Consider the following 24606-nt stretch of genomic DNA (forward strand, 5'->3'; position numbering starts at 1 on the left):
TCACTATAACAAGATGTCGGTGCAAGCGGTTACCTTTTCGTTACCCGGGGTTTGCTAAATTGGCTTTTCACTTTAGGAGCAAGCAATGAAAGAGCGTTTTATGAACTTAGCAACTTGTCTGATAGCCATGTCTTTAACTGGCTGTAGCGGCGAAAACGGCGCCACTTCCCAGGAAACAGTAACACCGTCAACTGCCATTAAGGAGCAGCTGGCCAATACAGTCTTTACCAACGGCAACATCTATACCGTCAACCCCGAGCAGCCAAGCGCCCAGGCGCTGGCATTAAAAGACGGGGAAATCATCTTTGTCGGCGACGACAGCCAGGTACAGAATTTTATCGGCGACAATACCCGGGTCATCAATTTACAGGGAAAAATGATGATGCCGGGGATCCACGATGTCCACATGCACCCGTTAGAGTCCGGCTCGGACACCACGCATTTTAGCTTAAACGAAACAGAAACGGATGTAGAATATTTTATCGATGATATCATAGACGCCGCCGCCAGAAATCCGCAGGCCAGCTGGCTGGTGGGCTACGGTCATACTATAGAAGCACTGCTCAATGCCGAACGTAACCCAAGGGAAATCCTCGATGATGCCGTAGCGGACCGCCCGGTGATCATTATGGAGCAGACTTCCCATTCCATGTGGGTCAACTCCAAAGCACTGGAACTGGCCAATATTACTGCCAACAGCCAGGATCCCATCGGCGGCGTGATCAGCCGGGACAGCTTCAACCGCCCGGACGGCATCCTATACGATAATGCCGGTGATATTGTGATGGAAATCGCCATCAATGCACAAACCGATGCCGGTGCAAAAGACTACCAGGGCTTTATCAACTATACCCAGCCCGAGCTTAATAAACACGGCATCACCGCCATCAGCGACGCCCGTACCTACTGGCAGCGCAATCATTTAACTACCTGGCAGGAGCTGGCGAAAAACAATGAGCTGAGCCTGCGCGTCAGCCTGGGGCTTTGGGCCTACCCCGAGGCCAACGACGCCACGCAAATTACCCGGCTGCTTGATATGTACCAGGCAAACCCTGCCAGCTTATTAAAGGTAAACCAGGTAAAATTTTATATGGACGGTATCTTAAACAATACCACCGCCGCCCTGCATGAACCGTATGAAATCGATCTCCTGGGCCTGCACGGCAATAAAGGCTTGAATTATTTTACTCCGCAGCGGCTGGAAAAATACCTTAAGGCACTGGAGCCGGCAGGCTTTGATTTTAATATCCACGCCATCGGCGACAGGGGCATTACCGAAGCACTCGATGCCATCGAAAATACCTCAAACGGCAAGGCTCGCCACCGCCTGACCCATTTGGAACTCATGGACCCCAAGGACTACCCGCGCTTTGCCGCGTTAAATGTCATTGCCGACGCCCAGGTGGCGGGTGAATTTACCAAGCCGCAGCACTGGCAGGAAAACATTGACTATATCGGGGCCGAGCGCGCCGACGACATCATCCCCATCGGCTCTTTGCTCGATAATAACGCCAGGTTGACCCTGAGCAGCGACTGGAATGTCAGCACCTTTAATCCTTTTGTCGGCATGGCCAATGCGATCACCCGCACGCCGCAGGCCATTTCACTGGCGGATGCCATCCAGGCCTATACTTTAAACGGCGCTTACGCCATGCGCCAGGACGATATTACCGGCTCGATTGAAGTGGGCAAACGGGGAGATTTGATTGTGCTTGACCGGGATTTATTTAATGTCTCAGCCGCACAAATTAAAAACACCCAAGTGGAGATGACCTGGTTGGACGGCGAGCTCATCTACCAGAGATAACCCGGCTGAGTATTTTCTCTCCAGCTAAAGAAAAAAACGGCTAGTAACAGCTTGTCTCTCAAAAGCTGCCACTAGCCGTTAAGCAGGAAGCAAGTCTTTATGACCAGCGGGTCATCTTATGCCCTTTCACGGCATAGAACAGGATAAAGCAATAGATAGGCAGCATCATCCAATAGGCACTTTGCCCGCCTAAACCTTCAGACAAGACGCCGTAAACCAAAGGCAAGATCGCGCCGCCGGAAATCCCCATAATCAGCAGCGCCGAACCTTTGGCGGTTAACTGCCCTAAACCTTTTAACGCCAGCGGCCATACCGCCGGCCATACCAGGGCATTGGCAAAACCTAACAGGGCGATAAAGGTGATGGTATCGGGCAAAGTGGCGATGCCGGTCCAGCCCCATAATACTTGGGAAACGCCGCTGCTGCCCGGGTCAGAAAGCACCACGAACAAAGAAAATACTAGGCCGCTTATTGCAGAAGCCATTAGCGCGGTTTCCTGCTGAATAAAACGAGGAATGATGGCAATGCCCAGGGCATACCCTATCAGCATAAAGGCCATGGTATAAGAGGTTAACGAGGTGGCATTGGCAACCCCTAAGTTAGAGGCGAATAAGCCTATGGTATCCCCGGCAATCACTTCTGCGCCGACATAAACAAATAAGGTTAGTGCTCCCAATACCAGCGCCGGATACTGCAGTACCGAAGTTTTAGTTTCCTGCTCACCCTGCGTCTCAGATAAGGCCTGATCTTCGTCAAAGGATAATTCCGGTAAAGGCGATTTTTTCAATAATGCCGCCAGCACAACAAAAATGGCCGCCATGCCTAAATAGGGATAAATCAAACCGGAGGACAAACGTTCAATGGTCTCGGCTTTTTCAGCGGCAGCCATTTGCTCCAGGCTCAGGGCGGAAATACCGGAAAAATCCCCCAATACCAGGGCGGTAAACGCCAGCGGGGCAATAACACCGGCGCCTTTATTCATCAAACCCATGAACATGATGCGCACCGCGGCGCTGTCTACCGGGCCGACTTTAACCACATAAGGGTTGGCGGCGGTTTGCAGCAAGGTCATACCGCTGCCGATAATAAACTGCGCCAGTAAAAACAGCGAAAAGGCCTGGTTGCTTGCGGCGGGAATATAAAATAAAAAGCCGACCACCAAGAGCAGCAGGCCCAGGGCCATACCATTTTTATAACCGGTACGCTCCAAGACCGAGGCCGACGGCAGCGCCATGGCGGTATAGGCAAAATAAAAGGCAAAGGCGACAAACAACGCCTCGGTTTCTGTTAACTGACATACCATTTGCAGGTAAGGGATCAGGGCGCCGTTTTGCCAGGTGACAAAGCCAAACACGAAAAACAAGACCGCTATGATCGCTAGCGGAACAAAATTTCCTGTTGTTCTTTCATTGGTTAACGTTATTTCCATAGTTTCCTCATCCCCTTGTCATCAAGTTGCCGTCTAGTTATAAATTATATTTGTATGAAAACCTTAAGATCTTTCCCTTTTCTTAAGGTATAAAGCTTAAGGTGTAAAGCCTAAGCAGTAAAAACCCTGTGACCTGCTATCCAGGTAGACAGCACCTTAAAATCTTCAGTTAATTCAACAAAATCCGCCGCAGCCCCTACTCTGATACGGCCCAGCTGTCCCTGATTGATATAACCGGCCGGATTCAGGCTCGCCATCTGCAGCGCCCGCTCTAGCGGCAGCTGCATTTTCAGGTGGGCATTTTTTACCGCCGTCGCCATATCCAGCGCCGAGCCCGCCAGCTCCCCGGTAGTTGACGTTAACTTACCGTTTGTTAAGGTAATTTTCCGGTCAAAAAAGTTAAATTCTTTTTGCTCACAGCCGACATGCTGCATGGCATCGGTCACCAGAAAAACCTTATCGCGGGGTTTGACCTTAAGGGCAAGTTGGCCGCAGACATCATCGAGGTGAAAACCATCCGCTATGATACCGCAGCTGGCCTCATCATGAAACAAAGCCGCCCCCACCATACCCGGCTCACGCCCCTGCAGCGGCGACATGGCATTATACAAATGGGTAAAACCGTCGGCACCGGCAAGCAATGCCTGCTTAACGCATTGATAATCGGCATTACTGTGGCCGAGACAGACCTTTACTCCTAAAGACACTAATGTGCGGATATCCTCAACCGCCACCGTTTCCGGCGCCAGGGTTACGATAATCTGGCCGAGATCTTTTCTCTGGTAAATCTGCCATTCCGCCGGGCTCATTTCCCGGATAAAACCCTGGCTATGGGCGCCTTTTTTGGCAGCGCTTAGATGAGGGCCTTCAAAGTGGATACCGACAAGACCCGGCTGCCCCGCTTTTAACAAGCCCGCAACCGCCTCTGCCGCCTGCGCCATCACTTCCACTTTATCTGTGATCACCGTGGGCAACATGGCGGTCGTGCCAAACTTTGCATGGGCCGCGAGCATGGTTTTCACCCCCTCAAACGTCGGCTCAGCATTAAAGAGTACACCGCCGCCGCCGTTAACCTGGAGATCAACAAAGCCGGGCACCAGCAGGCCATCCAGGCGAATATCCGCCCGGGCGGTATCACTGTCGATGGCCACCAGCTTGCCGGCGTTTAGCGTCAGCACCTTATCTTCAACAAAGGCTTTACCGTCGAAAAGTTTTTTTACCTGCAGGCGCAACTCGCTCATTATACCGTCCTGGTGACTTTTTTAAGTCCCTTGGGTTCATCGGGGTTAAATCCCCGGCTCACGGCAAGGGTGGCGACATCCAGATAAAAGCGCTGCAATACCACCAGGGGGGCAATTCTTGGATGTATGGCTTTATCAAGCTGGCTTAAATTAACAATATCGGCGCCGCGGGAAGCAATTTCATCGATTTGTTCCTGGTGAGAAGGCGCGCTTTCGTCAGTAACCAGGCAATTTAATATCGCCAACCCCTGCTCTACCAGAGTCACCGGACCATGTAAAAACTCTGCACTGCTAAAGGCTTCGGCATGTATACTGCTCACTTCTTTAAGTTTTAATGCCATTTCTTTTGCCACCGCATAACCAAAACCGCGGCCAAGCACCACCATGTTATTGACTCCGTTGAGCATCTCGGCGTTAAATTGCGGCGCCGAGGCAATAATATTTTCCAGCGCCTGAGGCAAATCGGCTAACGCCTTTACCAGCTCCTGGTTGCGGGTCCAGTAGGCGGTCAGTTGCAGCAGCGCCGACAAGGTGCATAAATAACTTTTCGTGGCGGCAACACTGAGTTCGGCATCCGCCTGCAAAGGAATGACTTCATCGACGATTTCACGGATAGGAGAGGTAACATCATTGACCAGCGCCAGGCAATACGCCCCCGCCGCTTTGGCCATTTTTGCCTGGGCAAGAATATCCGGGCTGCGGCCCGACTGGGAGATCACTATCACCAGGGTCCGGTCAAGTTTGAGCTGCCGGCCGTAAACACTGCTCACCGAAGGAGCGGCCGAGCTGGTAGGAATACCGGCTTCAATTTCAATCAGATATTTACCAAAAACACCGGCATGATCGGAGGAGCCGCGGCCGATGATCATCACCGACTTGGGAGCTAATGCCCGAAGTTTATCGCCGATACAAGTCATCTTGCTCTGGTTGGCAATAAGCTGACGTTTAATTACCTGGGGCGCCTGACGCGCTTCGAGTTCCATTTGCGTTTGAGACATGATCCTACCTTAAATAAGCTACAAAAATTTATTGATTAACAGAAATTGACTGCTGGCTACGCTGCGACAACAGCGCCAGCTGCTGGCGGGCAAAAAGCACCGAACCGACCTCCGGCGGGCTTTTCGGGGTAATCAGCCGCTCACGAACCTCCTGATCCAACCAGGGCATTAACCGGGAGGATAAACCGCCGATAATCGACATCGCCGGCGGATTTTTCTGCCATAAGGCCCGGGCAACTTTGCTGATATACGCCCCCCCTTCATGCACTATGGCAAGCGCCAGGGCATCGCCAACTTCTGCGGCATCAAAAACAAGATTAGCTAAACCGGCATAAAAGGCCGCGGGTTTTCCGGCCACCGCTTCAACAATATCTGTGCTGGTGTGACAATCAAGTTTGTCCATCAGGGATTTGCTCAATATCGAGACCGGCTTAAAACCGTCCAGGGACAATAAAACCTGCTCAACCGCCTGCAAGCCGAACCAGCCGCCGCTGCCTTTGTCGCCATGGGGGAAACCATGGGCGCCGATAATAAATTCCTGTCCGCGCACGTAAGAAAAACCGCATGAGCCTGTTCCTGTGATCATCACCGCCCCGTCCTGCCCCTGATGGGCACCCAGGCAAGCTATCAATAAGTCTGTGGCAAGAAACATGGTTTTAAAGGGATGCTGCCAGGCAGACATTTGCTCAAACTGCTGCGGCAGGTTTACCCCTGCAAGCCCGACACCGGCAATAAGCTCAGTTAACGGCGTTTCTGCCAAACCGGCATCTATCAATGCCAGATAGGCCGCCTTTACAATGGAATCTTTTGCCTGTTCAAAACCGTGCAGTGGATTACCCGGTCCGGAAATACCGCTGCCTAAAATTTGATTATCCGCTGTCATGATAATGGCTTTACATTTACTGCCGCCGCCATCTATGCCTAAAAAAAGCTTCTCTTGCTTGTCCTTACTGTAAAGCATGTTGACCTCTTAGTTTTTCACCTGGGCCCGTGGCCATGTGAACAGGGATGATTGATTTAATGACTAACATCTTAACCACTTATGACAGCGCTGTCATTATGTTTTTGCTTTTTATTTCCTTTGCTGCCTTGTCCTGTAAGCGCCTTAGGAAAATCTTCGAAAAATTAAATAAGTTCAGTAACTTTAAGAAAACCCCGGTCACACGACCCGGGGTTAAAAGCTGGCAAAGCAATGTTTCAGCCCGCCAATGTCGGAGCCTAATACCCGGTAAAGCAGCAATTAGCGGACGGTTGTGGTTCGCCCGCGCCGCTTGCCGTTTTTACTGACACTGCGCACTTGTACCTCAGCCGTTTCTGCATTGCCTTGTGCATCATCTTCTACATAGCCAAGGGGAACCGGCCCGGTATATAACTGCCAGTTTTTTCCGGCAAGCTTATATTCTATGTCCAGCCCGGGGAAAGCGATATTGGCCCATAAGTGCCCGCTTTCAATTTTCGCCCCTACCGTCGGCAAGCGGTAGCTGATATCCGAGTGTTCAAGTTTGGCAAACTCTTTTTGCCCTAAGGTATTGGCAAAAAGCGCCCAGTCACTGTCCCGGTGTTTGCGGCTTTGTGCATCAAACACCTGTGTTTCCCGGCTGTATTTAAAGCCCTGGTAATTATAAGGCACCGCCCAGTCCGGCAGATGCCAGGCACGCTCGGCCAGCGCCAGCAAACGCGGGAAAATTTTGTGCTCTGCCATATCGTCACTACGGGTATTTTCACTCCACAGTTGTCCCTGCAGCCCTAAAAACTTACGTCCTTTTTCCAGCGGCATTGAGACTAACTTGCCCTGCCCGTCTTTGATATAAGTATCATCGCTGACAAAGGGATTTTCTTCCCGGTCAAACCAGAACTCGGCATGCACCGGCAGATTATCCGGCATAAACTGGAAGATTTTCTCGGTATTGGTGTGCCGTGATGCCCAGTAATAACCGTGCTCTTTCGGGTCGGCTTCATAGGGGAAATCAAAATACATCACATCCGGTGTGGAAATCACCACCTGCCAGTTGCGGTTGGCCAGTTCATGGGCCTGCTTATGTCCTTCCCAGGGTAAGAGTCCCCAGGCATTAGCCTGCACAACACTTGGCATATTCTCCTTGCGGGTATGACTTAAGCCGTCGCTCCAGGCAGCGGTTTCAATATCTAAATCCGCTAAAATGCCTGCCACCCGCTCGATAAAGTAAGCACCGAGTTCATCGGTTTTGGTGATGCCTGAATTATTGTTGGCGATAAAAGCTTTACAGGCGGGAGATTCAGTCCAGGCACCGGCGGTTTCATCGGCGCCGATATGATAACGCCGGATCGGCTGCCCCGCCTGCTTATGCATGGCCTGTACCTGGGTCATCACTTCTTTGACAAAGGCATAGGAAGACTCCAGGCAAACATTGATGGTATTGTCATGATAAAACTGCACCGATGAATACTTACTGGTATCTTCAACTTCATGGAGCTGGAACTGACTGGCTTTATCAAATTCTTCCAGCGCCTGGTATTTGTTATACCTTGCGGTCATCGCCTTAATGGCCGCCCGCGAATGTCCCGGCATATCCAATGACGGGATCACCTGGATAAAACGCTCGCTCGCAGCACTTAAGATTTCCTGATAATCCGCCACCGAATAATAGCCGTTGACCCCGCTTTTCGGATCCGGCCCGGCCCCCAGCTGCGGGATCAGGCAATCCTGCTCTTGAGGGTCAAAACAGCGTTTACCGCCGATATCCGTTAATTCCGGCAGGCCCGGGATTTCCAGACGCCAGCCTTCATCATCGCCCAGATGCAAATGCAATTTATTGAGCTTATAAGCCGCCATTTGATCTAACAGATCCAGAATAAAGGCTTTACTGTGAAAGTTGCGGGCAACATCCACCATCAGGCCGCGAAAGCCATAATGGGGTTCATCCTCTATGGTAAGTTGCGGCAGTTCATTTGCTCCTAAGGTCAGCAAAGAAGCTAAAGATTGCAGGCCATTAAATACGCCGTTGGCATCAACGCCTGAGATATTAATGGCATCTGAGGTAATGTTCAGTGAATAGCTGCCGATGATTTTTGTTTCATCCGCCTTAACCTTGAGATTAAGGGGTACACCGCTGTTGTTAAAACTTATGCCTAAATTCTCCAAACGGTTGATTGCCGCATTAAGCGATTTTTTATCCAGCGGGCCAAAGTCCGCTTTTACTCCCCGGCGGATATCAAGCAGACGCTGCTTACCTGTGGCCTTGTCTTTTGCATAACTGATGCTTTTCGGGGTGGGAATAATGACCTTGCTAACATCGCGGAGTGTTTCACCCAGGGCGAGGTTGCGCTGGTATAAGTCGCTGCTACTCAGCCACTTGGTGGCATCCTGCTTGTTTTTCTTAAACTGCTTATCCAGATCGTTAATAGGCTCTACAAAAGGCAATAGCTCCAAACCGGTTTCGGGATCTGTTGCAGGCCGGGTACTGGCAATAATGCGCGCCTGAAGCTGTTCGCTATAAACCATATAGTTGGGCAGCGCATCAGATTCAGACACCATCCAGAAGTTGGCGCGAAACAGCAAAGTTTTGCGCTCCCCTGCTTTAAAGCCGCTAAAACTGTCTTTTAGCGATATCCGGTGCAGGTCGCCGTTAAGGTGTTTTACGGCAAATTCTTCACTTTCAAAAGATTGCACCGGTGCTATCTGGCTGAAATAAATAAACCAGTTATTGACGCTAATCGCCTCTTTCGCGGTGAAACTCAGCTCCACTTCAAAACAATTACCATCGGACTGCTTCTTGTCACAGTGCTTGCTGGGGATATTGGTAACTAAACGGTATTTAACATCTAAATGTTCGGCTATCCGATCAAGATCCGCCTGGGTCGGTTGCTGCAAAGAAGAGTTGGCTTTACTTGAAACAGCAGGCGTACTATCCGCCATACCTTGCTTGCTTTGACCACAGGCACTGAGCACTAGCATTAAAAAGATTAACAGGAGCTTGTTCATTGTTATTTTGTTCTCATTATTCTGGTCTTGCTTGCTTTTATTGCTGTGTCCTTATTGCTGGCTAAGGTAAAAAGGCCTTTTATAACAGCTATAAAAGGCCTTTTTCCTGACAAAGCATCTTAGCAAACATCTCTAATTTACCCGGTATGGTTCAGCCGAACATAACCTTGATGTTATACCCGGCTGAGATCATTAGAAGCTGATATTCGCTCCTAAAATCACCCGCGGACCATTTTGGTAACGGGACATCACACGGCTTTTATCGACGTTATATTCAACCACTTCTTCATCAAGAATATTGACCCCTTCCAATACCAGGGTCAGGTTTTCATTAACGGTATAAGAGGTGCTGAAGTCCAGCTGACCAAAGTCATCGTTATAAATTTCAGAGCCGGAGCTTAAGCCCTTGTACCATTCGGTGCGGTAGTTGTACATCAAACGCGCCGAGAAGGCTTCATTCTCATAATAAGTAGTGATATTGGCCATATGCTCGGAAGCACCTAAGACTAAACCTGAGCCCAATAAGTTATCATCACGCTTACCGTCATTGGTGGCATCGGTATAGGTATAGTTGGTGGCAACACCAAAGCCGTTACCGAAGTCTTGCTGGTAAGTGATTTCAATCCCTGTTGTGGTACCGCCCGGACCGTTTTCAGGACGGGTGACTGTGGCTTCTACCCAGGTATCATCCTGCTGACGGTAGAAACTTTCGGTTGAAGTACCTGAGGTTTGATAGCTTTCAATGTCTTTATAGAAAACCGTCGCCGACACTAAAGAGGCATCGTCAAAATAATATTCCCAGGCAACATCAAACTGGTTTGCCAACTGCGGATCTAAGTTCGGGTTACCGGCAGAGGCTGTCGGGTTGGCTACGGTTAAATCACCCGGTGCCGAGATAGGGGCAATGTCCGAGAAGTTAGGACGTGCCATTACCCGGGCAGCTGATAAACGCACGATTTGATCACCGGCCAGATCATAGGCGAAGTTAAAGCTGGGTAAAATCTCGGTATAGGTACGGCTTTGATTCTGCCAATCAAGACTAGACGGCATCAGGTCATCGTTGATACCGGGATTTACCGTGGTCATCAAACCACCACTGTCGGAAGAGAAGGCATAAGCCGCTGCTTTTTGTTTGGTTCTTGCCACGCGAACACCGACATTACCGCGGTAACCGTCACCGGAGAAATCCCCCTGAACATAAAAAGCGGTTTTCGCTTCTTCAACTTCCCAGATCTCACCCAGCACATCATGTACCGCATAACTGGCATCCGGACCTAAACCTAATTCCCGCATCATGGCCGAGCTGTGTTTTAATTGCTCGGTCACATTGCCAGACATCACATCCTCCGCAACACTTTGGGTGCCGTTGCTTAAGCCGCAATCGGCCAAAGTCGGACACTGGCTATTTAAAATCTGACTCATATAATTGGCGCTTTCGCCGTCTGTCGCCTGCCCCCAGTGCCAGCTATAGGCTTCGCGGTCCTGGGTTCGTTTATGATCCCGGTATTTCACCCCGACTTTAACCGCGGTAAAGGCGCCGAATTCAACCGGTAATTCCAGATCCACCTGGGCATAAGACTCTTCATCTGTGGTGGGTTTATTACCGCCCCAGATCCAGCCACCGTTAAATTGCGAGCCGTCGGTGGGGTCAACCTGGGTATTGATCTCAGGTCTGCCGTTTAAGTCAAAATCATAGTTGGAAGCAGCGGTATATTCCCACGACGTTTCGTTATAGGTGCCGCCTTCTGCTTCCGTGGTACCTAGCTGGGCATTGATACTGTATTCATCGGCGTAGAAATTCATATCTAAATGAATAGAGTTGATATCGGTTTTCGATACCCGGTTGATATGGTTCCAGCGTACATCCCCTTCACCGCCGGTGACAGAGGCCGACATGATGCTGTCGCCGTCACGGGTAACATCGCTGATTTCATCGGCCGATTCATTGTTAAACATTAACAAATAGTTGGAGTTGTTATTATTGGAATTCATTTTCGAGTCAAGCACATTTAAGGTGACATCGAACTCATCACTGGGGGCAAATTGCAGGCTGGCAAAGATGGTATCGCGCTCACGCTCCTGCTTAAAAATAGGTGCAGCGACAACCCTGGGGTTCCAGTCGCCGTTTTCCTGCTGATTCCAGCCTAAGACTTCCAGACCTTCACGCTGAACAAAACGTTCGCTTTTTGAACCTGAGATCAAAATCCCGAAACGCTCGCTGTCATCTTTCCAGGAATATAACCCTTCAAAAATCGGATCGGTCTTTTCCGACACTTCGGAATATTGCTGCTGAACATTGAAATTCACCGTATGGGCGGCTAAATCCAGCGGCTTACGGGTTTTTAATACCACGGTACCGCCGATAGAGCCTTCGTCCAGGCTCGCTTCCGGCGATTTATACACTTCCAGGTTGCTGACCAGGGAAGACGGCAATAAGGTAAAGTTAAAACTCCGGCTTGGATTATCCAGGATAAACCAATCGGCGGTGCCGACATATTGGCCGTTTAACAGGGTCCGGTTTTTCGTGGGATCAGAAGCACGCACGGTGATTTTTTCACCTTCGCCAAATTCACGTGATACCCCGATACCGGTGACGCGGGACAAGGATTCGGCGACGTTTTTGTCCGGGAATTTGCCTATGTCTTCGGCGGAAATGGAATCAACAATGGAATTGGAGAAACGCTTATTATTGATATCCTGCTTGATGCTGCCACGAATACCGCGTACTTCAATGATTTCGGTATTGTCGCTCTTTGCAGCCGGTGCCGTGACCTTGTCGGCGGCCAGCGCACCCGGCGCCGCCATACCCGAGAGGATCATGGTGATACTGGTGGCAAGCACCTTCTTATTAAATGTTTTTGATGACATAGACTTTCCCTTACGCACGTTATATTAATGTTATAAGTTTTTGTTGTATTTCTGTCTTACGATAAAAGTTTTACCGTAAGCACTTCACTTTTCAGCTTTGCTGCTTGGCTCCATTCCTTAGCCCTTACCGCCCAACTAAAGCACTTATGACTCCCTTTTGGACCCGCTTACTGACAGCGCTGTCATAAATCATACTATTACCTTACACACAAATTTATCTTTTGACCAGATAAAAGGCGGCATTAACAGCAAATCAAAGATAGCGCAGCTGTAAATATATCTGTTTACCCGATGTAAACATTTTATGATGGCGGGAGAGTCAGGCCCGCCAAATCTGTCGGTCCGGCGCTTTAAGCGGCGCCGGCCCCGGAAACTTTTTGATAATAATGGAGCAGGTTTTCGGTGGAACAATCATGCTCTACCCGACTTTCCCCCGCCTGTAATTCCTGCTGAATTTTAGCCGCCAGCCCTTTGCCTAACTCCACCCCCCATTGATCAAAAGAGCAGATCTGTAAAATAATCCCCTGCACAAAAATCTTATGCTCATAGGCCGCTATCAACATGCCCAAGGTCGCCGGATCTATGCGCTTAAGCAAAATAGTATTGGTAGGACGGTTACCCTTGTGCACCTTATGGGGCGCCACCGCATCGATATACGGCGCCTCCCTGCCCTTGGCTTTAAGGTCGGCGCGAATTTCTTCTTCGTTAACCCCGGTCATCAAGGCCTGGGTCTGGGCGAAGAAATTGGCCATCAGGGTTTCATGGTGACCTTTCACCGGCGTGACACTGGTGACCGAGCCGATAAAGTCGGCGGGCACGACATTATTACTTTGATGCAAATACTGATAAAAAGCGTGCTGACCATTGATGCCCAGCTGCCCCCAGATGGAAGGCACAGTGGCATAATCAAGCTCATCGCCGTGCCAGGACACCGACTTGCCGTTACTTTCCATTTCCGCCTGCTGCAAATAGGTACTGAGCATATGCAGGGTTTGATCATAAGGTAAAATCGCCTGGGACTTGGCCCCTAAAAAGGTGGTATTCCACACGCTGAGCAACGCCATGATCACCGGCATATTTTGCTCCAGCGGCGCCTGGACAAAATGCCGGTCCATATTATCTGCACCATCAAGCAGTGCTTTAAATTTATCGAAGCCTAAGTCCAGGGCAACGGGCAGCCCTATCGCGGACCAGAGAGAAAAGCGTCCGCCGACCCAGTCCCAGATATCGAAAATATTTTCCCGGGCGATACCAAATTTCACGGCATTTTCTTTGTTGGCAGTCACGGCAACAAAGTGTTTCGCCACCGCGCTTTCATCAAAGGAGGCAGAGATCAGCCAGTTGAGCGCAGTATGGGCATTAAGCAAGGTTTCCGTGGTAGTAAAGGTTTTCGAGGAAACAATGAACAATACCTTTTGCGGATCCAGCGGCCTTAAAATCTCCACTATCTGCGCGCCGTCAACGTTAGAGACATAATGCATATTCACGCTGTTATCACTGTAATGTTTAAGCGCTTCGGTGACCATTTGCGGACCAAGGTTAGAGCCGCCTACCCCGATATTAACAATATCCGTGATGCGCTTACCGCTATAACCGAGCCAATGTCCCTGGCGTACCTGATTAACAAAAGCTTCCATTTTCACCAGCTGGGTCTGCACCTGGGCGGTGACATTTTCACCGTCTACCATGAGTGGCTGCTCACTGCGGCGCCTTAAGGCGGTATGCAGCACAGCGCGGTTTTCCGTCTGGTTGATTTTATCGCCGCGCAGCATTTTTTCACGCCAGGCAGCGACATCGGTTTCCCGGGCCAGGGCAAAGAGCACCGACATGGTTTCATCGTCGATAAGGTTCTTCGAATAATCCAGTAACAAACCCGGCAGCTCCAGTGAAAACTTGTTAAAACGTTCACTGTCACCGGCAAATAAATCATTCATATGCTGGTGTTTCTTTTCCCCAGCCAAACGGGTCAGTTTTTGCCAGCTCGGCAGTGATGGTCTTGCCTGCATAATGCTCTCAGATACGGATAAAAGTTAATGATAAATTTACCTTAAGCAAAAATGACAGCGCTGTCAACACTGTTTATGATAATTACTGATCCCGGCTTTTGGCAGAGTAAAATCAAAAATAACCCGCTAAATTATGCCCGTTTACCAATTAGTGATTGCCGCACACCGCCAGAAGCAATACCCTAAGGGCTAGAAACGTAAGAAGAATAAGTTAAGGTGTTAAGTCCTAGATGAAAGCTACCATAAATGATGTTGCCAAACATGCGGGAGTATCGATCAAAACCGTTTCCCGGGTGATGAATAACGAACCTTCGGTGCGCCAGTCCACCAGGGAAAAGGTTCAGGCAACCGTTGCCGAGCTTAATTACCAGCCGAATCTGGCCGCCCGTAATCTGGCGGGCACTAAGTCCTACTCCATCGCCTATGTTTACGATAATCCCAATGCCTATTATGTCATTGACATGCAAAACGGTATTTTATCCGCCTGCCGCAGGCAAGGCTTTGAATTGCTGATCCACCCCTGTGATGCGAAAAAAGAGAACATCACCGAAGAAGTGATCGCTATGGTGAAACAATCCCGGGTGGCGGGGTTGGTGCTGACACCGCCGTTTTCCGAAATGCCGGAATTTGTTGAGCGCATCAGCGAACTGGATGTCAAACTGGTGCGTATTATGTCCGGCGATCTGGCGCCGGACCAACTCAGCCCCTGCATTATGGTCAATGACCACGATGCCGCCGTGAGTATTACCGAACACCTGATAGAGTTAGGCCACAAAGAAATTGCCTTTATTGCCGGTGACGCCGGCCATAAATCCACGGTTGAGCGCCTTAACGGTTATAAAAAAGCCCTGAGCGACCATCAGATGGCCATCAACGAAGACTTGATTATCCATGGCGAATATTCTTTTGAATCCGGAGTCGAAGGGGCGAAAACGCTGATGCAGGGAGAAGTTAAACCCACGGCAATATTCTCCTGTAACGATGAAATCGCTGCCGGAGCACTTTTTTCCGCCCGGCTGATGGGGCTGGACATTCCCAGAGAACTTTCCATTGCCGGTTTCGAAAACAGCCCGTTCTCGCGGCAAACCTGGCCTAAGCTTACCACGGCGCACCAGCCCAATGAGCAGATCGCCGAAAATGCCGCCAATTTGCTGATTGCCCAAACCCGGAACCAGGGGGAAGCCAACCCGGTAGGACAATATACGCCGCAGCTCTTGGTAAGGGACTCCACCTCAAGCCCGGCGGGTACCGGCACCTGAGACAAAAATAAAACAGCGTCGGGGGAAATAAGTGAAGTCTGCTATTTTGCGCTAGGCTTAAAGGTATGTGTTTGAATAAAAGCTGGATAGACATGCCTTTTCCTCTTCCTGTTTTGTTATTGCTTTTATTCATCTTTCCCCTCAATGCCGCCCCATTTATCGTAAATGCCAACGAAGAAATCGGCGAAACCTTAGGCACAGAGCATGTTAAGCATTTTATCCGGCAATTATATGCCCCGCTGGGCATAAAACCTTCCATCGTCTTTCTGCCTAATTTGCGGGGCTTAAACATGGCCAATCAGGGCCAGGTAGATGCTGAATTTTCCCGCTACGAACCCATAGCCAAGGCTTACCCTAACCTGGTGAAAATTACCGAACCTCTGCTGGCGGTCAATGCCGGTTTGTTTTGTCTGTTACCGGCTCACTGCAACCTGGAATCGGATAACCTCTATATCAGGACCAAACGTTCAATCACCATAGGGAACTTCTGCCGTAACCATCATTTGTCGTGTCAGGTGGTAAAACATGACAACATAGCTTTTAACATCATGAATAAAAGGGGCAAGGGTATCTATCTTTCAGAATACCAGGTAGCCATAAATGCATTATGCCAATCAGGCATTCAACACATTTATTACCGCCATGTTCCCTCCCTGAGCCAGTTCAGTTACCACTGGATACATCACAAACATAAACATTTGTTAAGCCAGCTGACCCTGTCGATGATAAACATTAAAAAAAGCGGGCTGCTAAAAGAGCTACTGAAGAAAATCTCAGGGAAAAATAATCCCTGCGCTGTTAAAATCATCACTTTACCGCCGTTAAAAGCAGCCGCAACTCCTGCTCTTTCCTCCTCAAGACCCCCCCCTGAAAACCAGCATTCCCCGCTGTCGAAGAAATAAAGCATAAGGATCAACGACGTAAAACCTCAGTGTAAATGCAGGTGTAAATCAGGTGTGACATTTGTTCTTTTTGGGTTAACCCTTCATAAAAACTTAATCACGACAGCGCTGTCAAATATGCTTTTTAACTGCTATTATAACCGCCGTTCTAACCCCCACTACTAAAGGAGCAACAATGCGTCATCTCACCCTGTTGGCCGGCTTACTCATCAGCGGCCAAACTTTGGCTGGACCGATAGATTTCGGCCAGGCAAGTCAATACAATGCATTTATCAAGGAAGATTATTCAGTTACCTCTTCGGATGTCGAAGGCAGAGTGGCTGTTGGCGGTAATTTAACCGTAAACGGCGGCTATGATATCGGCACACAAATCATCGACTACGATATGGGTGACGGCCCGAGCTTAGTCGTTGGCGGCGATATCAACAAAACCGGTACCGGCAGTTTAAATGTTTACCAGTCGGCGACCCTGCCCAACCCGGTATTGGGTGATGTGATATTAGGCGGCACTTTTAGCGGCGGCCCAAGCAGCATAGGTTCAGTGACCGAAAACAGCAGCAATTTACCGGTAGACTTTAGCGGCGCTTTTGCCGAACTTGAAGCCCTGTCCCACCAGCTGGCGCAAGAAACCGCCATGGCGGTTATCGATCACGGCTGGGCGCTGGAATTTGCCCTGGATCCCAACCTGGTTTTCGAAGATGAAGTTTATGTCTTTAATATCACCCAGGACATGTTTGCCACCGACTGGTACGTAAATACCGACGGCATGGGCGAAGATGCAACTGTGGTATTTAATATCGCCAATGACAACAGCTCAACCGTGGATTTTTCCCAGGCCAATGTCTTTTTAACCGACAGCGCCAATCCTTTTGACAGCTCAGATCCGTTAAGCGGCTACTTTAACAAAGGCGCAACCAACAACGAACCGCCGCTGCAACTGTTATATAACTTTGACGATGTCGAGCAGCTTAACCTTAACAGCGATTTATACGGCAGTGTCCTGGCACCGACGGCAGATATTAAAGCCAACGAGTCCACCATCTACGGCCAAGTGATAGGCAATTCATGGCAGGGGAATATGCAGATAAACTACAACCCGTTCCAGCCGGTTCCCCCGGGCACCACGCCGGTTCCCGAGCCGACAGGTTTATTATTATTTGTCTTAGGCTTAGCCTTGATATTTGCCAGAAAGAAATTATCCGGTTTCAAATTCAAGTCAGCCAGCCAGTCCTTCAGTTTTGCTTGATAAGTTAACTTAGATTTAAGGTAACTTATCGCAGAAGCTAAAATGCCAGCCCTCTCCCGCTGGCATTTTTTTATGGGTTATCCTCTTGCTCATCGGCATGTAAATCCGCACACACTTTATCCAACAAGCGGTTTAATAGCTGTACCTCATCCGGCGCGATATTGGGAAAGGCACACCGTATCTTAGCCGGCACCTCGGCCGCCTTTACCTGTAACGCCTTGCCTGCCGGTAGCAAGTGAAGCAATTTCTTGCGTTTATCCTCTTCACTCTTGGTGATGGACAGCAGCTTTTTTTCCTGCATCTTTTTTAAAATCAGGCTCATAGCGCCGCCATCGATAACGGTTTTTTCCAATAAGCTCTGTATGGTGATGCCGTCTTGCTCCCACAAGGCCATCATCACTACATACTGGGGATAGGTCAGATTTAAAGCCTCAAGCAAAGGCCGGTAAGCGCGGATCAAGCCGTTTGACGCCATGTATAGGCGGTGGCACAGCTGATTATCCAGTTTAAGTTGGTCGTAAGTCATAAAAGCTCCTGCAAGTACTGTTATTTTATTTTGCACACAAAGTATTTGCAATCATAAAAGCACTCAGATATTATTTTGCATGCAAACTAAATTGTTCAATATCACACAGAGGAACTCGTATGAACTTATTAAATCAGGTGTTATATACAGCGAAAGCAACAGCAACCGGCGGCCGTGAAGGCAGCGCCAAATCAGACGATGGCCGCTTAAACCTGGCTTTATCGACCCCGAAAGGCCTGGGCGGTGACGATGGTGCGGGCACCAATCCGGAGCAATTATTTGCTGCAGGTTATGCCGCCTGTTTTATCGGCGCCCTTAAGGTCGTTGCCGGCAATGCCAAAATAGCCCTGCCCAAAGACACTTTTATTAATGCCGAAGTGGCCATAGGCCCTATTGCACAAGGTTTTGGTATTGCGGTGAAGCTGGCGGTTTCTTTAGGCGACATGGACAAGAGCCAGGCACATGATCTGGTTGGTCAGGCCCACGAAATTTGCCCATATTCAAATGCGACCCGGGGTAATGTCGATGTGGAATTAACGGTGATTTAATCCCCAAAAATACTGAAATGAATTACCGGGCGGCGTTTGCCGCCTTATTCTTTTCCCCTGGAAGAAAATAATTTATACATTTGAGCCTGAGAATTTCGCTTTATCACCTAAATGAAAGTGCCGACGGATTCAGTAATGAAGTTAGCGTCAAACAAGTTGTGCAATTGAACACTCTCGCAGATAGCGACTTTAACCGGCTAAGCAGTACTTGAAATGATGAGTGAAAAAAGGCAGCAATAACCCTGAGGGCTTTTATATCTTTTGTACAAAAGCCTGCTAGCAAACGGGTTTTATAATGCCCTGAACATAATCAAACGCAATAACTGCTCCTCAAACATAATGCGTTTATCAATGGCCTTGAGCCCGACCTTTTGCAAGGTTTTCAGCGAGGCAATATTATTCGGATGCACGGTAGAAAACAGGTATTTAACGCCGATTTTTTGCGCCTCGGCAACACGCAGCGCGGTAATTTGGCTATTGATCCCCCTGCCCCTGTAATCCGGGTGCACTAAGGTGAAATAAATCATGGCACTGTGCTCGCCGGGATAATCTAAATGGCCAAGATAGTTCGGCAACTCCCGTAAATGTTTAAGTACGGCATAAGCGATAATCCGGTCACCGTCAAAGACAAAAAACTTGGTCATCTCCTTACCGAGTATGCCTTCAAGAAAAGTAGGTGTCGGCGGAAATAAATCAGGCGCGGCATTACTGGCTTCTACGCTGGCGGTCAGGGCCAGTAAGGCATCTCTATATGATAAAGCACAGGTGTTTTTGTCGATAACTTTAATATCTAAGGCCACAAATAAGATCTCTGGAGCAGGTATTTTAAAAGGCGAAATATAACAGCTAACCATTTTATTTCAATGATTTGACATGATTAAGACCATCACCGTATGTTGCTGTTTTTCATCAGGGTTGTTCTGCGGTAAAGCAGGATGTAAAAATACCGATTATTTATGTTAATATCTTGTTACACATATAGGCTGTGCATTTCTTGACCCCTGCCGTATATTGTTAGTGCAAATAATAAACAAAAAAAGGAAGTGTCATGAAATTAAAACTAAATAAAAAACAACTGAAAAACCTTTCTAAAGACAATAAGGCCTTACCGGCAGCTATGACCCCTCAAGTAGGCGGTGGCCGCGGACCTGAGTCAGAAGCCTTCTGCCAAAATACCAATGATTACTGGTGCCAGAGACCATCTTCACCTCTGGTTGGCTGTACCCAAATTGAGCGATGCCTGTAATCATTTAAGCGCATCAGGTAAAACAGTGGCTTAGTGCTATCAGCTGCTCTCTTTACCAGAAACCTGAACTTCTGTTAATCACAATAATGCCGGCCTTGCCCGGCATTATTTTTCCAAAGATAACCCTGGCAGCCCTTGCCAAAAGCGCAGCAACAGCCAAAAAAGCACGATCGGCCTTTGCACCACCAACCTGCTGCTATTCACCTTGACTGGCTAATTGGTCCTGACTTAAAGACACGATTCTCAATGTTAGTTTTTGCACTCCCGGCGCAATAATAAAGGAGATCAGTGCTGCCGCCGGCCAGGCCAAACTAAATGCCTGCAGCCACTTTAAGGCAAATTGCTCGACCAAACCTATGTCACTGGCGGTGAGCATAGCCCAGCAACAAACAACAACGGCTTACTGCCGTCAATTAATGCAACAGGGCGATAAAAGCTGACTACACTCTAAAGAGAAAGCGGACAATAAATGCTGTATATGCCTTGTCAACGGCCTGCACAATCATTTACTCACTAAGGATCGCCTGTCTATGTTTCATGCCCTCATTAAACGCCTGTTTCCATCCGACGGCGACCAGCCTAATTACTATTATTTTGAAGATAGCCGGCCGGTTGAACAAGAAGAGTCCCCTGAAACAAGAGCAAACGCCATCCACTTGATTTCAGCCGAAGAAGCACATCAAAAAGCCTTTTACGATGTTTTATTCGGGCAAAGCGAACACAGCGAGCAACACGATGAACTTTCTTTGTTCATCACCAAAAAAGTACAAAAATTACTGGAAATGCCGAAGCTGATTTTAAAAGTTGTCCCCCTGCTGCCAGCCTCCCTCTCTAAGGTCATTGATCAGCTCAATAATGATAACGACTTTGATACCAATGCCCTGATAACACTGATCCAGCAAGAGCCGGTTATTGCCGCTAAAGTCATAGAGCTGGCAAATTCGTCTTTTTATAACCGCAGTGATAAAGAAGTTACTGATCTCAAATCAGCGTTTATGCTGCTTGGCCAAAACGGCTTGATGCAAGGGGTACTCAACGGTTTTATCAATCAGCTCACGCCGCAGCCAACCATTTATTTCCAGCAATACGGCCACAAAATATGGCAGCACAGCCTGTCTACCGGACAGATAGCCAAAGAAATCATCAGCCAGTCTCCCTATAAGCAGGGAGCGGCAGAAGGTTATCTGATCGGTTTAATTTGCAACCTGGGCAATATGATTATTTTTCAACTTTTGATGGAAGCCTTCTCTTATACTCACCCTGACTGCCAGCCAAACACCTTTGCCTTTAAAAATCTGTTATATGAAAACTCGAAAAAACTGACCACCCATATTGCCAGGCACTGGCATATGCCAAAGAGCATTTTAGATACCCTGGTTTGGCAGGAAAAGTTAACCCAATCGGCCATGCTCCAGTCGCTGCTAACAAAGAAGCCTATTGCCTGTTTTATCTATGAAGCCAACATCATCAGCGAATTAATCATCCGCTTTGAATACGATGACCTAGAGCAGACCGCCATGGAGCAGGCCAAAGAAAGTTTACTTTTCAGCGATGAGGCCAAGCAATACCTGGATAAATTCTTACAGGCTGAAGCCGTGGATTGCGATTAATATCTGATAAGCAAGTTAACAAACAAGGATATTCTTTATTAGGGCGAGAGCATGCAAAAGCATACCGCTACCTGGAGACTTGGCTTTCGCTCCCCAAAAGCGCATTGAGAAAAGCAACCGCCATATGAAAACTGTCCCGGCGGGCAAAAAAACTTTTATCTTCAAACTTAACGGGTAACAGCTCTAACCAACGGGCACATACCCAGTCGGCACGTTCGAAATAACAAGTCGGATACAGCTGCTGCAGGGCGTCATATTCATTAAACAGCCACTTTAACTGCTGCTGCAAAAAGTGGCAGTCTCGCCGGTCGGCTGATTCCTGCCAATGCTCCATGGGGGTAACCGTGCCAAATAACAGCTTATCGGCTTGTTTAGTGGTAGCCGATATCGACACCAAGCGCTGACATTTAACCGTAATATTAAGCAGGCCCTCTTCATCGCTGTCAAAGTCGATAATATCCACCCAACTGCCCCACTTGCTCATCCTGGCATTATCCAACACATAAGCAATGACAAAGCCGTGGGTCTCATTGGCATTTTTCACCATATTCAGGTAGCGCTGCTCAAATATCCGCAGCTGGGTGATGCCGCCGGGCAGCAAATAAACAGGTAAAGGAAAAATCGGTATTTTCATCGTCAAAACCCAAGGCTCGCTATATTAAGCATACGAGTTTTTAGGGCAACAGGTGAAATAAATACTAATGATTAACTCCCTTCTACTTTCAAAGCATATTTTGCCGAATACACACCGTACATGCGATTTTCTTTGCCTATGCTGACCTGGTAAAACACCATAATCACCAGCAACTCACCATAACTGGGATCTATCGCCAGGGAGTAGTACTTGGTAAAGCGCCCCCCTTCGGCCATTAATACCGCCATACAACCGGCGGAAATAGCAGAAGCTCCGGCAAGCCGGTATAAACCATCGAGAGTCGAGGTGGTAATACTAATGACGGTGCCTACTCCGGGCAGCAGGCCTGCCGGCCCTAAAATCCAGGGAATGGTATTGCGCGCCGCTGCCCGGCGAAATAAATTAGCATAACTATTCGCCTGGTTTTTAGTCAGTACTTTAGTGTCTACCGCTAATTTTTTATCACTGCTGAGCTTGTTATATTCGGACCTTGAAAGAATGGCATAGATATTATGAGGCAGACCCGTTAGTGAAATACCGGTTTTAGGGAATAACACCGAAATTTGACTGCTAAAATTCATGGGATCATTATCTTTAAAATAGCCACTCATGATATCACTCCTCTGTTGCAGTGAGAGGAAGGCATATGCTGTCAAAAAGCGTAGAAGGCTATCTGGTATGCGTCAATGCTGCAGTCATATTAACCAAGTTTAAAAAGGCACAGGAGCTTTACAATAAAGCAGCATAAGCAGTAACCGAAAAGGGAGGCTCCAGGCAGTATTTCCCGGATAAAAGCCGTTTATTTATCGAACAATTATGTTGTAATAACACCAGCAACAAAACAGACAGCACAAAGAAAAAATATAAAGGGATGACAATAAAGCCAAGGTCAATAACCCGCTCCCGGCTATACTGAAAAACAAGCTAACGATAACTCAGTTTGAAAAGGATTTTAACATGAGTGAAATTATTCTCACTAACCAGCTGTTAAGCCGCCAGGCCTTTAAAGAACAATGCGGGATAGAGCTTGACCAGCTTAAAGATATTCATGGTCGTACACCGGAGTTTGCGATAGGTAATACTCCTTACCTGTTAGAGCCACCTTCCCCTGGCCATAACAATCCGAATGTTGCCGGATTAAGTGCCCTGAACCAGCTTGCGCCTATGTATATTTCCCGGGACCTTGCCAATCTTTCATTGTCTCTTGGCAGTGAAAATGTATTGGCCCTTGCTGAACTAAGAAAGAAACTATACGAGTTTGGTGTCGGTTCTATCGGGGCTTCCACCAGCTTTCACGGCGAACGAGCAAGTGGCTTTCTTAAAGCTGTGCAAAAATATCAAGATACCTTAATGCAATACCGGGAAGCTATCGAAGCCAAATCTCCGCATAAGCTGGCGGCAGAGCAAAAAGTCAATCATGCCTATAAGGAATTACAGACAAAATTTCACCATGAAATGGAATCAGTAACAGCCCAGGTGAAATCCCGGCGCGGTACAGCCCTCAGTAACCTGGACAGGGGCAAGAATATCGTCAGAAGCAGCCGTAATGTCACTAAGCTGGATGTCACCAACCAGGCACAAGCCAGTGAGCTGGTTCAATTTACCAAATACACTAAATTGTTAGGTAATGGCCTGGCCGTTATCGACTTTACCAGTCGGGTAGGTAATATCCAAAATACTCACAGGGCTGGCGGTAACTGGCACAGGCAGTTATTTATTGAGTCTAGTGGGTTTGCTGCTAGTGCTGCTATTGGAACAGGCTTTTTAAAAGCTGGTGGTTATGGACTTGGGTTATTAATAGTGTCTACTCCCATAGGCTGGGTCGGTTTAGTTTTAGGGGGAGCTCTTGTTGTCGGTGCCGCTGCTGGTGCTTCAATGACCACCAGCCATATAATTACAAATGATGCCGGTGGCATCTACGATTCACTTATGAATTGGATTACTTCATCATGACAGAAAGACAAATACTGGTCGCTTTTATTATCTTACTAAGCGTAATTACCGGAATCTTCTTCGTACTATTTGGCCAGATAACGGTAAGAAAACTTAGGAAAAACCCTAAAACAAAGGATGTCCTCGGACTAGAGTTTATGAGTGGCTGGGATATCCTGAACGCAGCGCAAGCCTTAACTATGCCGAAGCGTTGGAGTAAGAAATTAGAGAAAAGCCCACTTTCCTCTAGCAACGCTGATTCAGCTTTACTATTTGAAAATACTAATAAGTTTGACCGGATACTTGCCGCTATTTTTTATTGGTTATGGATGTTTACCGGATTTTCTGGTGCCATATTAATACTTATGAATACCTTTGGTTTATTTGATTAAA

20 protein-coding genes and 1 pseudogene are annotated in these 24606 nt (G+C 48.2%); 9 read left to right on the forward strand and 12 right to left on the reverse strand.

Annotated elements, in window-relative coordinates; all coding sequences use genetic code 11:
- Positions 1-85: 85 nt before the first annotated feature.
- Complete coding sequence (locus QL234_RS12980) at positions 86-1807, forward strand: amidohydrolase (RefSeq protein WP_281558260.1); 1722 nt, start codon at positions 86-88, stop codon at positions 1805-1807.
- A 97-nt stretch (positions 1808-1904) separates the two neighbouring features.
- On the opposite strand, the gene gluP is transcribed toward QL234_RS12980, so the two are convergent.
- The 7 genes from gluP to pgi all read right to left on the reverse strand — a co-directional run bounded on the left by gluP (position 1905) and on the right by pgi (position 14310).
- Positions 1905-3236, reverse strand: a complete 1332-nt coding sequence (gluP, locus tag QL234_RS12985; protein WP_281558261.1) for a glucose/galactose MFS transporter — start codon at positions 3234-3236, stop codon at positions 1905-1907.
- Between the two features lie 110 nt (positions 3237-3346).
- Entirely contained in the window at positions 3347-4477 is a 1131-nt protein-coding gene (gene nagA, locus QL234_RS12990) for an N-acetylglucosamine-6-phosphate deacetylase (protein ID WP_281558262.1), read from the reverse strand.
- Positions 4477-5475, reverse strand: coding sequence for an SIS domain-containing protein (locus QL234_RS12995; RefSeq protein ID WP_281558263.1), 999 nt, complete (start codon positions 5473-5475; stop codon positions 4477-4479). The genes nagA and QL234_RS12995 overlap by 1 nt, the downstream gene beginning before the upstream one ends.
- Positions 5476-5503: 28 nt before the next feature.
- Positions 5504-6436 carry a BadF/BadG/BcrA/BcrD ATPase family protein gene (locus QL234_RS13000; protein ID WP_281558264.1) on the reverse strand — a complete coding sequence of 311 codons (933 nt, stop codon included), beginning with the start codon at positions 6434-6436 and terminating at the stop codon, positions 5504-5506.
- 279 nt (positions 6437-6715) lie between these two features.
- Positions 6716-9436: a family 20 glycosylhydrolase gene (locus tag QL234_RS13005; protein WP_281558265.1), complete on the reverse strand. Its 2721-nt coding sequence runs from the start codon at positions 9434-9436 to the stop codon at positions 6716-6718.
- A 192-nt stretch (positions 9437-9628) separates the two neighbouring features.
- On the reverse strand, positions 9629-12304 hold the full coding sequence (locus QL234_RS13010; RefSeq protein ID WP_281558266.1) for a TonB-dependent receptor: 2676 nt from the start codon (positions 12302-12304) through the stop codon (positions 9629-9631).
- A 350-nt stretch (positions 12305-12654) separates the two neighbouring features.
- A complete protein-coding gene (pgi, locus tag QL234_RS13015; RefSeq protein WP_281558267.1) occupies positions 12655-14310 on the reverse strand; it encodes a glucose-6-phosphate isomerase in 1656 nt (551 codons plus the stop codon).
- A 230-nt stretch (positions 14311-14540) separates the two neighbouring features.
- Between pgi and QL234_RS13020 the strand changes: the two genes are divergently transcribed.
- The 3 genes from QL234_RS13020 to QL234_RS13030 all read left to right on the forward strand — a co-directional run bounded on the left by QL234_RS13020 (position 14541) and on the right by QL234_RS13030 (position 17717).
- Complete coding sequence (locus QL234_RS13020) at positions 14541-15569, forward strand: LacI family DNA-binding transcriptional regulator (RefSeq protein WP_281558268.1); 1029 nt, start codon at positions 14541-14543, stop codon at positions 15567-15569.
- 71 nt (positions 15570-15640) lie between these two features.
- A complete protein-coding gene (locus tag QL234_RS13025) occupies positions 15641-16471 on the forward strand; it encodes a hypothetical protein (RefSeq protein ID WP_281558269.1) in 831 nt (276 codons plus the stop codon).
- Between the two features lie 175 nt (positions 16472-16646).
- Positions 16647-17717 carry a choice-of-anchor A family protein gene (locus QL234_RS13030; RefSeq protein WP_281558270.1) on the forward strand — a complete coding sequence of 357 codons (1071 nt, stop codon included), beginning with the start codon at positions 16647-16649 and terminating at the stop codon, positions 17715-17717.
- A gap of 70 nt (positions 17718-17787) precedes the next feature.
- Here the strand turns inward: QL234_RS13030 and QL234_RS13035 are convergent, their stop codons facing one another.
- On the reverse strand, positions 17788-18243 hold the full coding sequence (locus QL234_RS13035; protein WP_281558271.1) for a MarR family transcriptional regulator: 456 nt from the start codon (positions 18241-18243) through the stop codon (positions 17788-17790).
- Between the two features lie 119 nt (positions 18244-18362).
- Here QL234_RS13035 and QL234_RS13040 point away from each other — a divergent pair, with 119 nt between their 5' ends.
- Positions 18363-18791, forward strand: coding sequence for an organic hydroperoxide resistance protein (locus QL234_RS13040; RefSeq protein WP_281558272.1), 429 nt, complete (start codon positions 18363-18365; stop codon positions 18789-18791).
- A 290-nt stretch (positions 18792-19081) separates the two neighbouring features.
- On the opposite strand, the gene QL234_RS13045 is transcribed toward QL234_RS13040, so the two are convergent.
- A complete protein-coding gene (locus QL234_RS13045; protein ID WP_281558273.1) occupies positions 19082-19591 on the reverse strand; it encodes a GNAT family N-acetyltransferase in 510 nt (169 codons plus the stop codon).
- Between the two features lie 248 nt (positions 19592-19839).
- Between QL234_RS13045 and QL234_RS13050 the strand changes: the two genes are divergently transcribed.
- Positions 19840-20037, forward strand: a complete 198-nt coding sequence (locus QL234_RS13050; RefSeq protein WP_044833987.1) for a hypothetical protein — start codon at positions 19840-19842, stop codon at positions 20035-20037.
- 196 nt (positions 20038-20233) lie between these two features.
- Here the strand turns inward: QL234_RS13050 and QL234_RS13055 are convergent.
- Positions 20234-20419 (reverse strand): annotated as a pseudogene (locus tag QL234_RS13055) (DUF2798 domain-containing protein); the annotation flags it as partial.
- Between the two features lie 148 nt (positions 20420-20567).
- On the opposite strand from QL234_RS13055, the gene QL234_RS13060 reads away from it, so the two are divergent.
- Positions 20568-21647, forward strand: coding sequence for an HDOD domain-containing protein (locus QL234_RS13060; RefSeq protein ID WP_281558275.1), 1080 nt, complete (start codon positions 20568-20570; stop codon positions 21645-21647).
- A 67-nt stretch (positions 21648-21714) separates the two neighbouring features.
- On the opposite strand, the gene QL234_RS13065 is transcribed toward QL234_RS13060, so the two are convergent.
- On the reverse strand, positions 21715-22281 hold the full coding sequence (locus QL234_RS13065; RefSeq protein WP_281558276.1) for an LON peptidase substrate-binding domain-containing protein: 567 nt from the start codon (positions 22279-22281) through the stop codon (positions 21715-21717).
- Between the two features lie 71 nt (positions 22282-22352).
- Entirely contained in the window at positions 22353-22892 is a 540-nt protein-coding gene (locus QL234_RS13070; protein ID WP_281558277.1) for a hypothetical protein, read from the reverse strand.
- A gap of 346 nt (positions 22893-23238) precedes the next feature.
- Between QL234_RS13070 and QL234_RS13075 the strand changes: the two genes are divergently transcribed.
- Together QL234_RS13075 and QL234_RS13080 are read left to right on the forward strand one after the other, a co-directional pair.
- Positions 23239-24234 (forward strand): hypothetical protein, encoded by a 996-nt coding sequence (locus QL234_RS13075; protein ID WP_281558278.1) that lies wholly within the window; start codon positions 23239-23241, stop codon positions 24232-24234.
- A complete protein-coding gene (locus QL234_RS13080) occupies positions 24231-24605 on the forward strand; it encodes a hypothetical protein (protein WP_281558279.1) in 375 nt (124 codons plus the stop codon). Before QL234_RS13075 ends, QL234_RS13080 begins: the two co-directional genes overlap by 4 nt.
- Position 24606: the final 1 nt, after the last annotated feature.

Source organism: Thalassomonas sp. RHCl1 (assembly GCF_947387555.1).
Taxonomy (GTDB): Bacteria; Pseudomonadota; Gammaproteobacteria; order Enterobacterales; family Alteromonadaceae; genus Thalassomonas.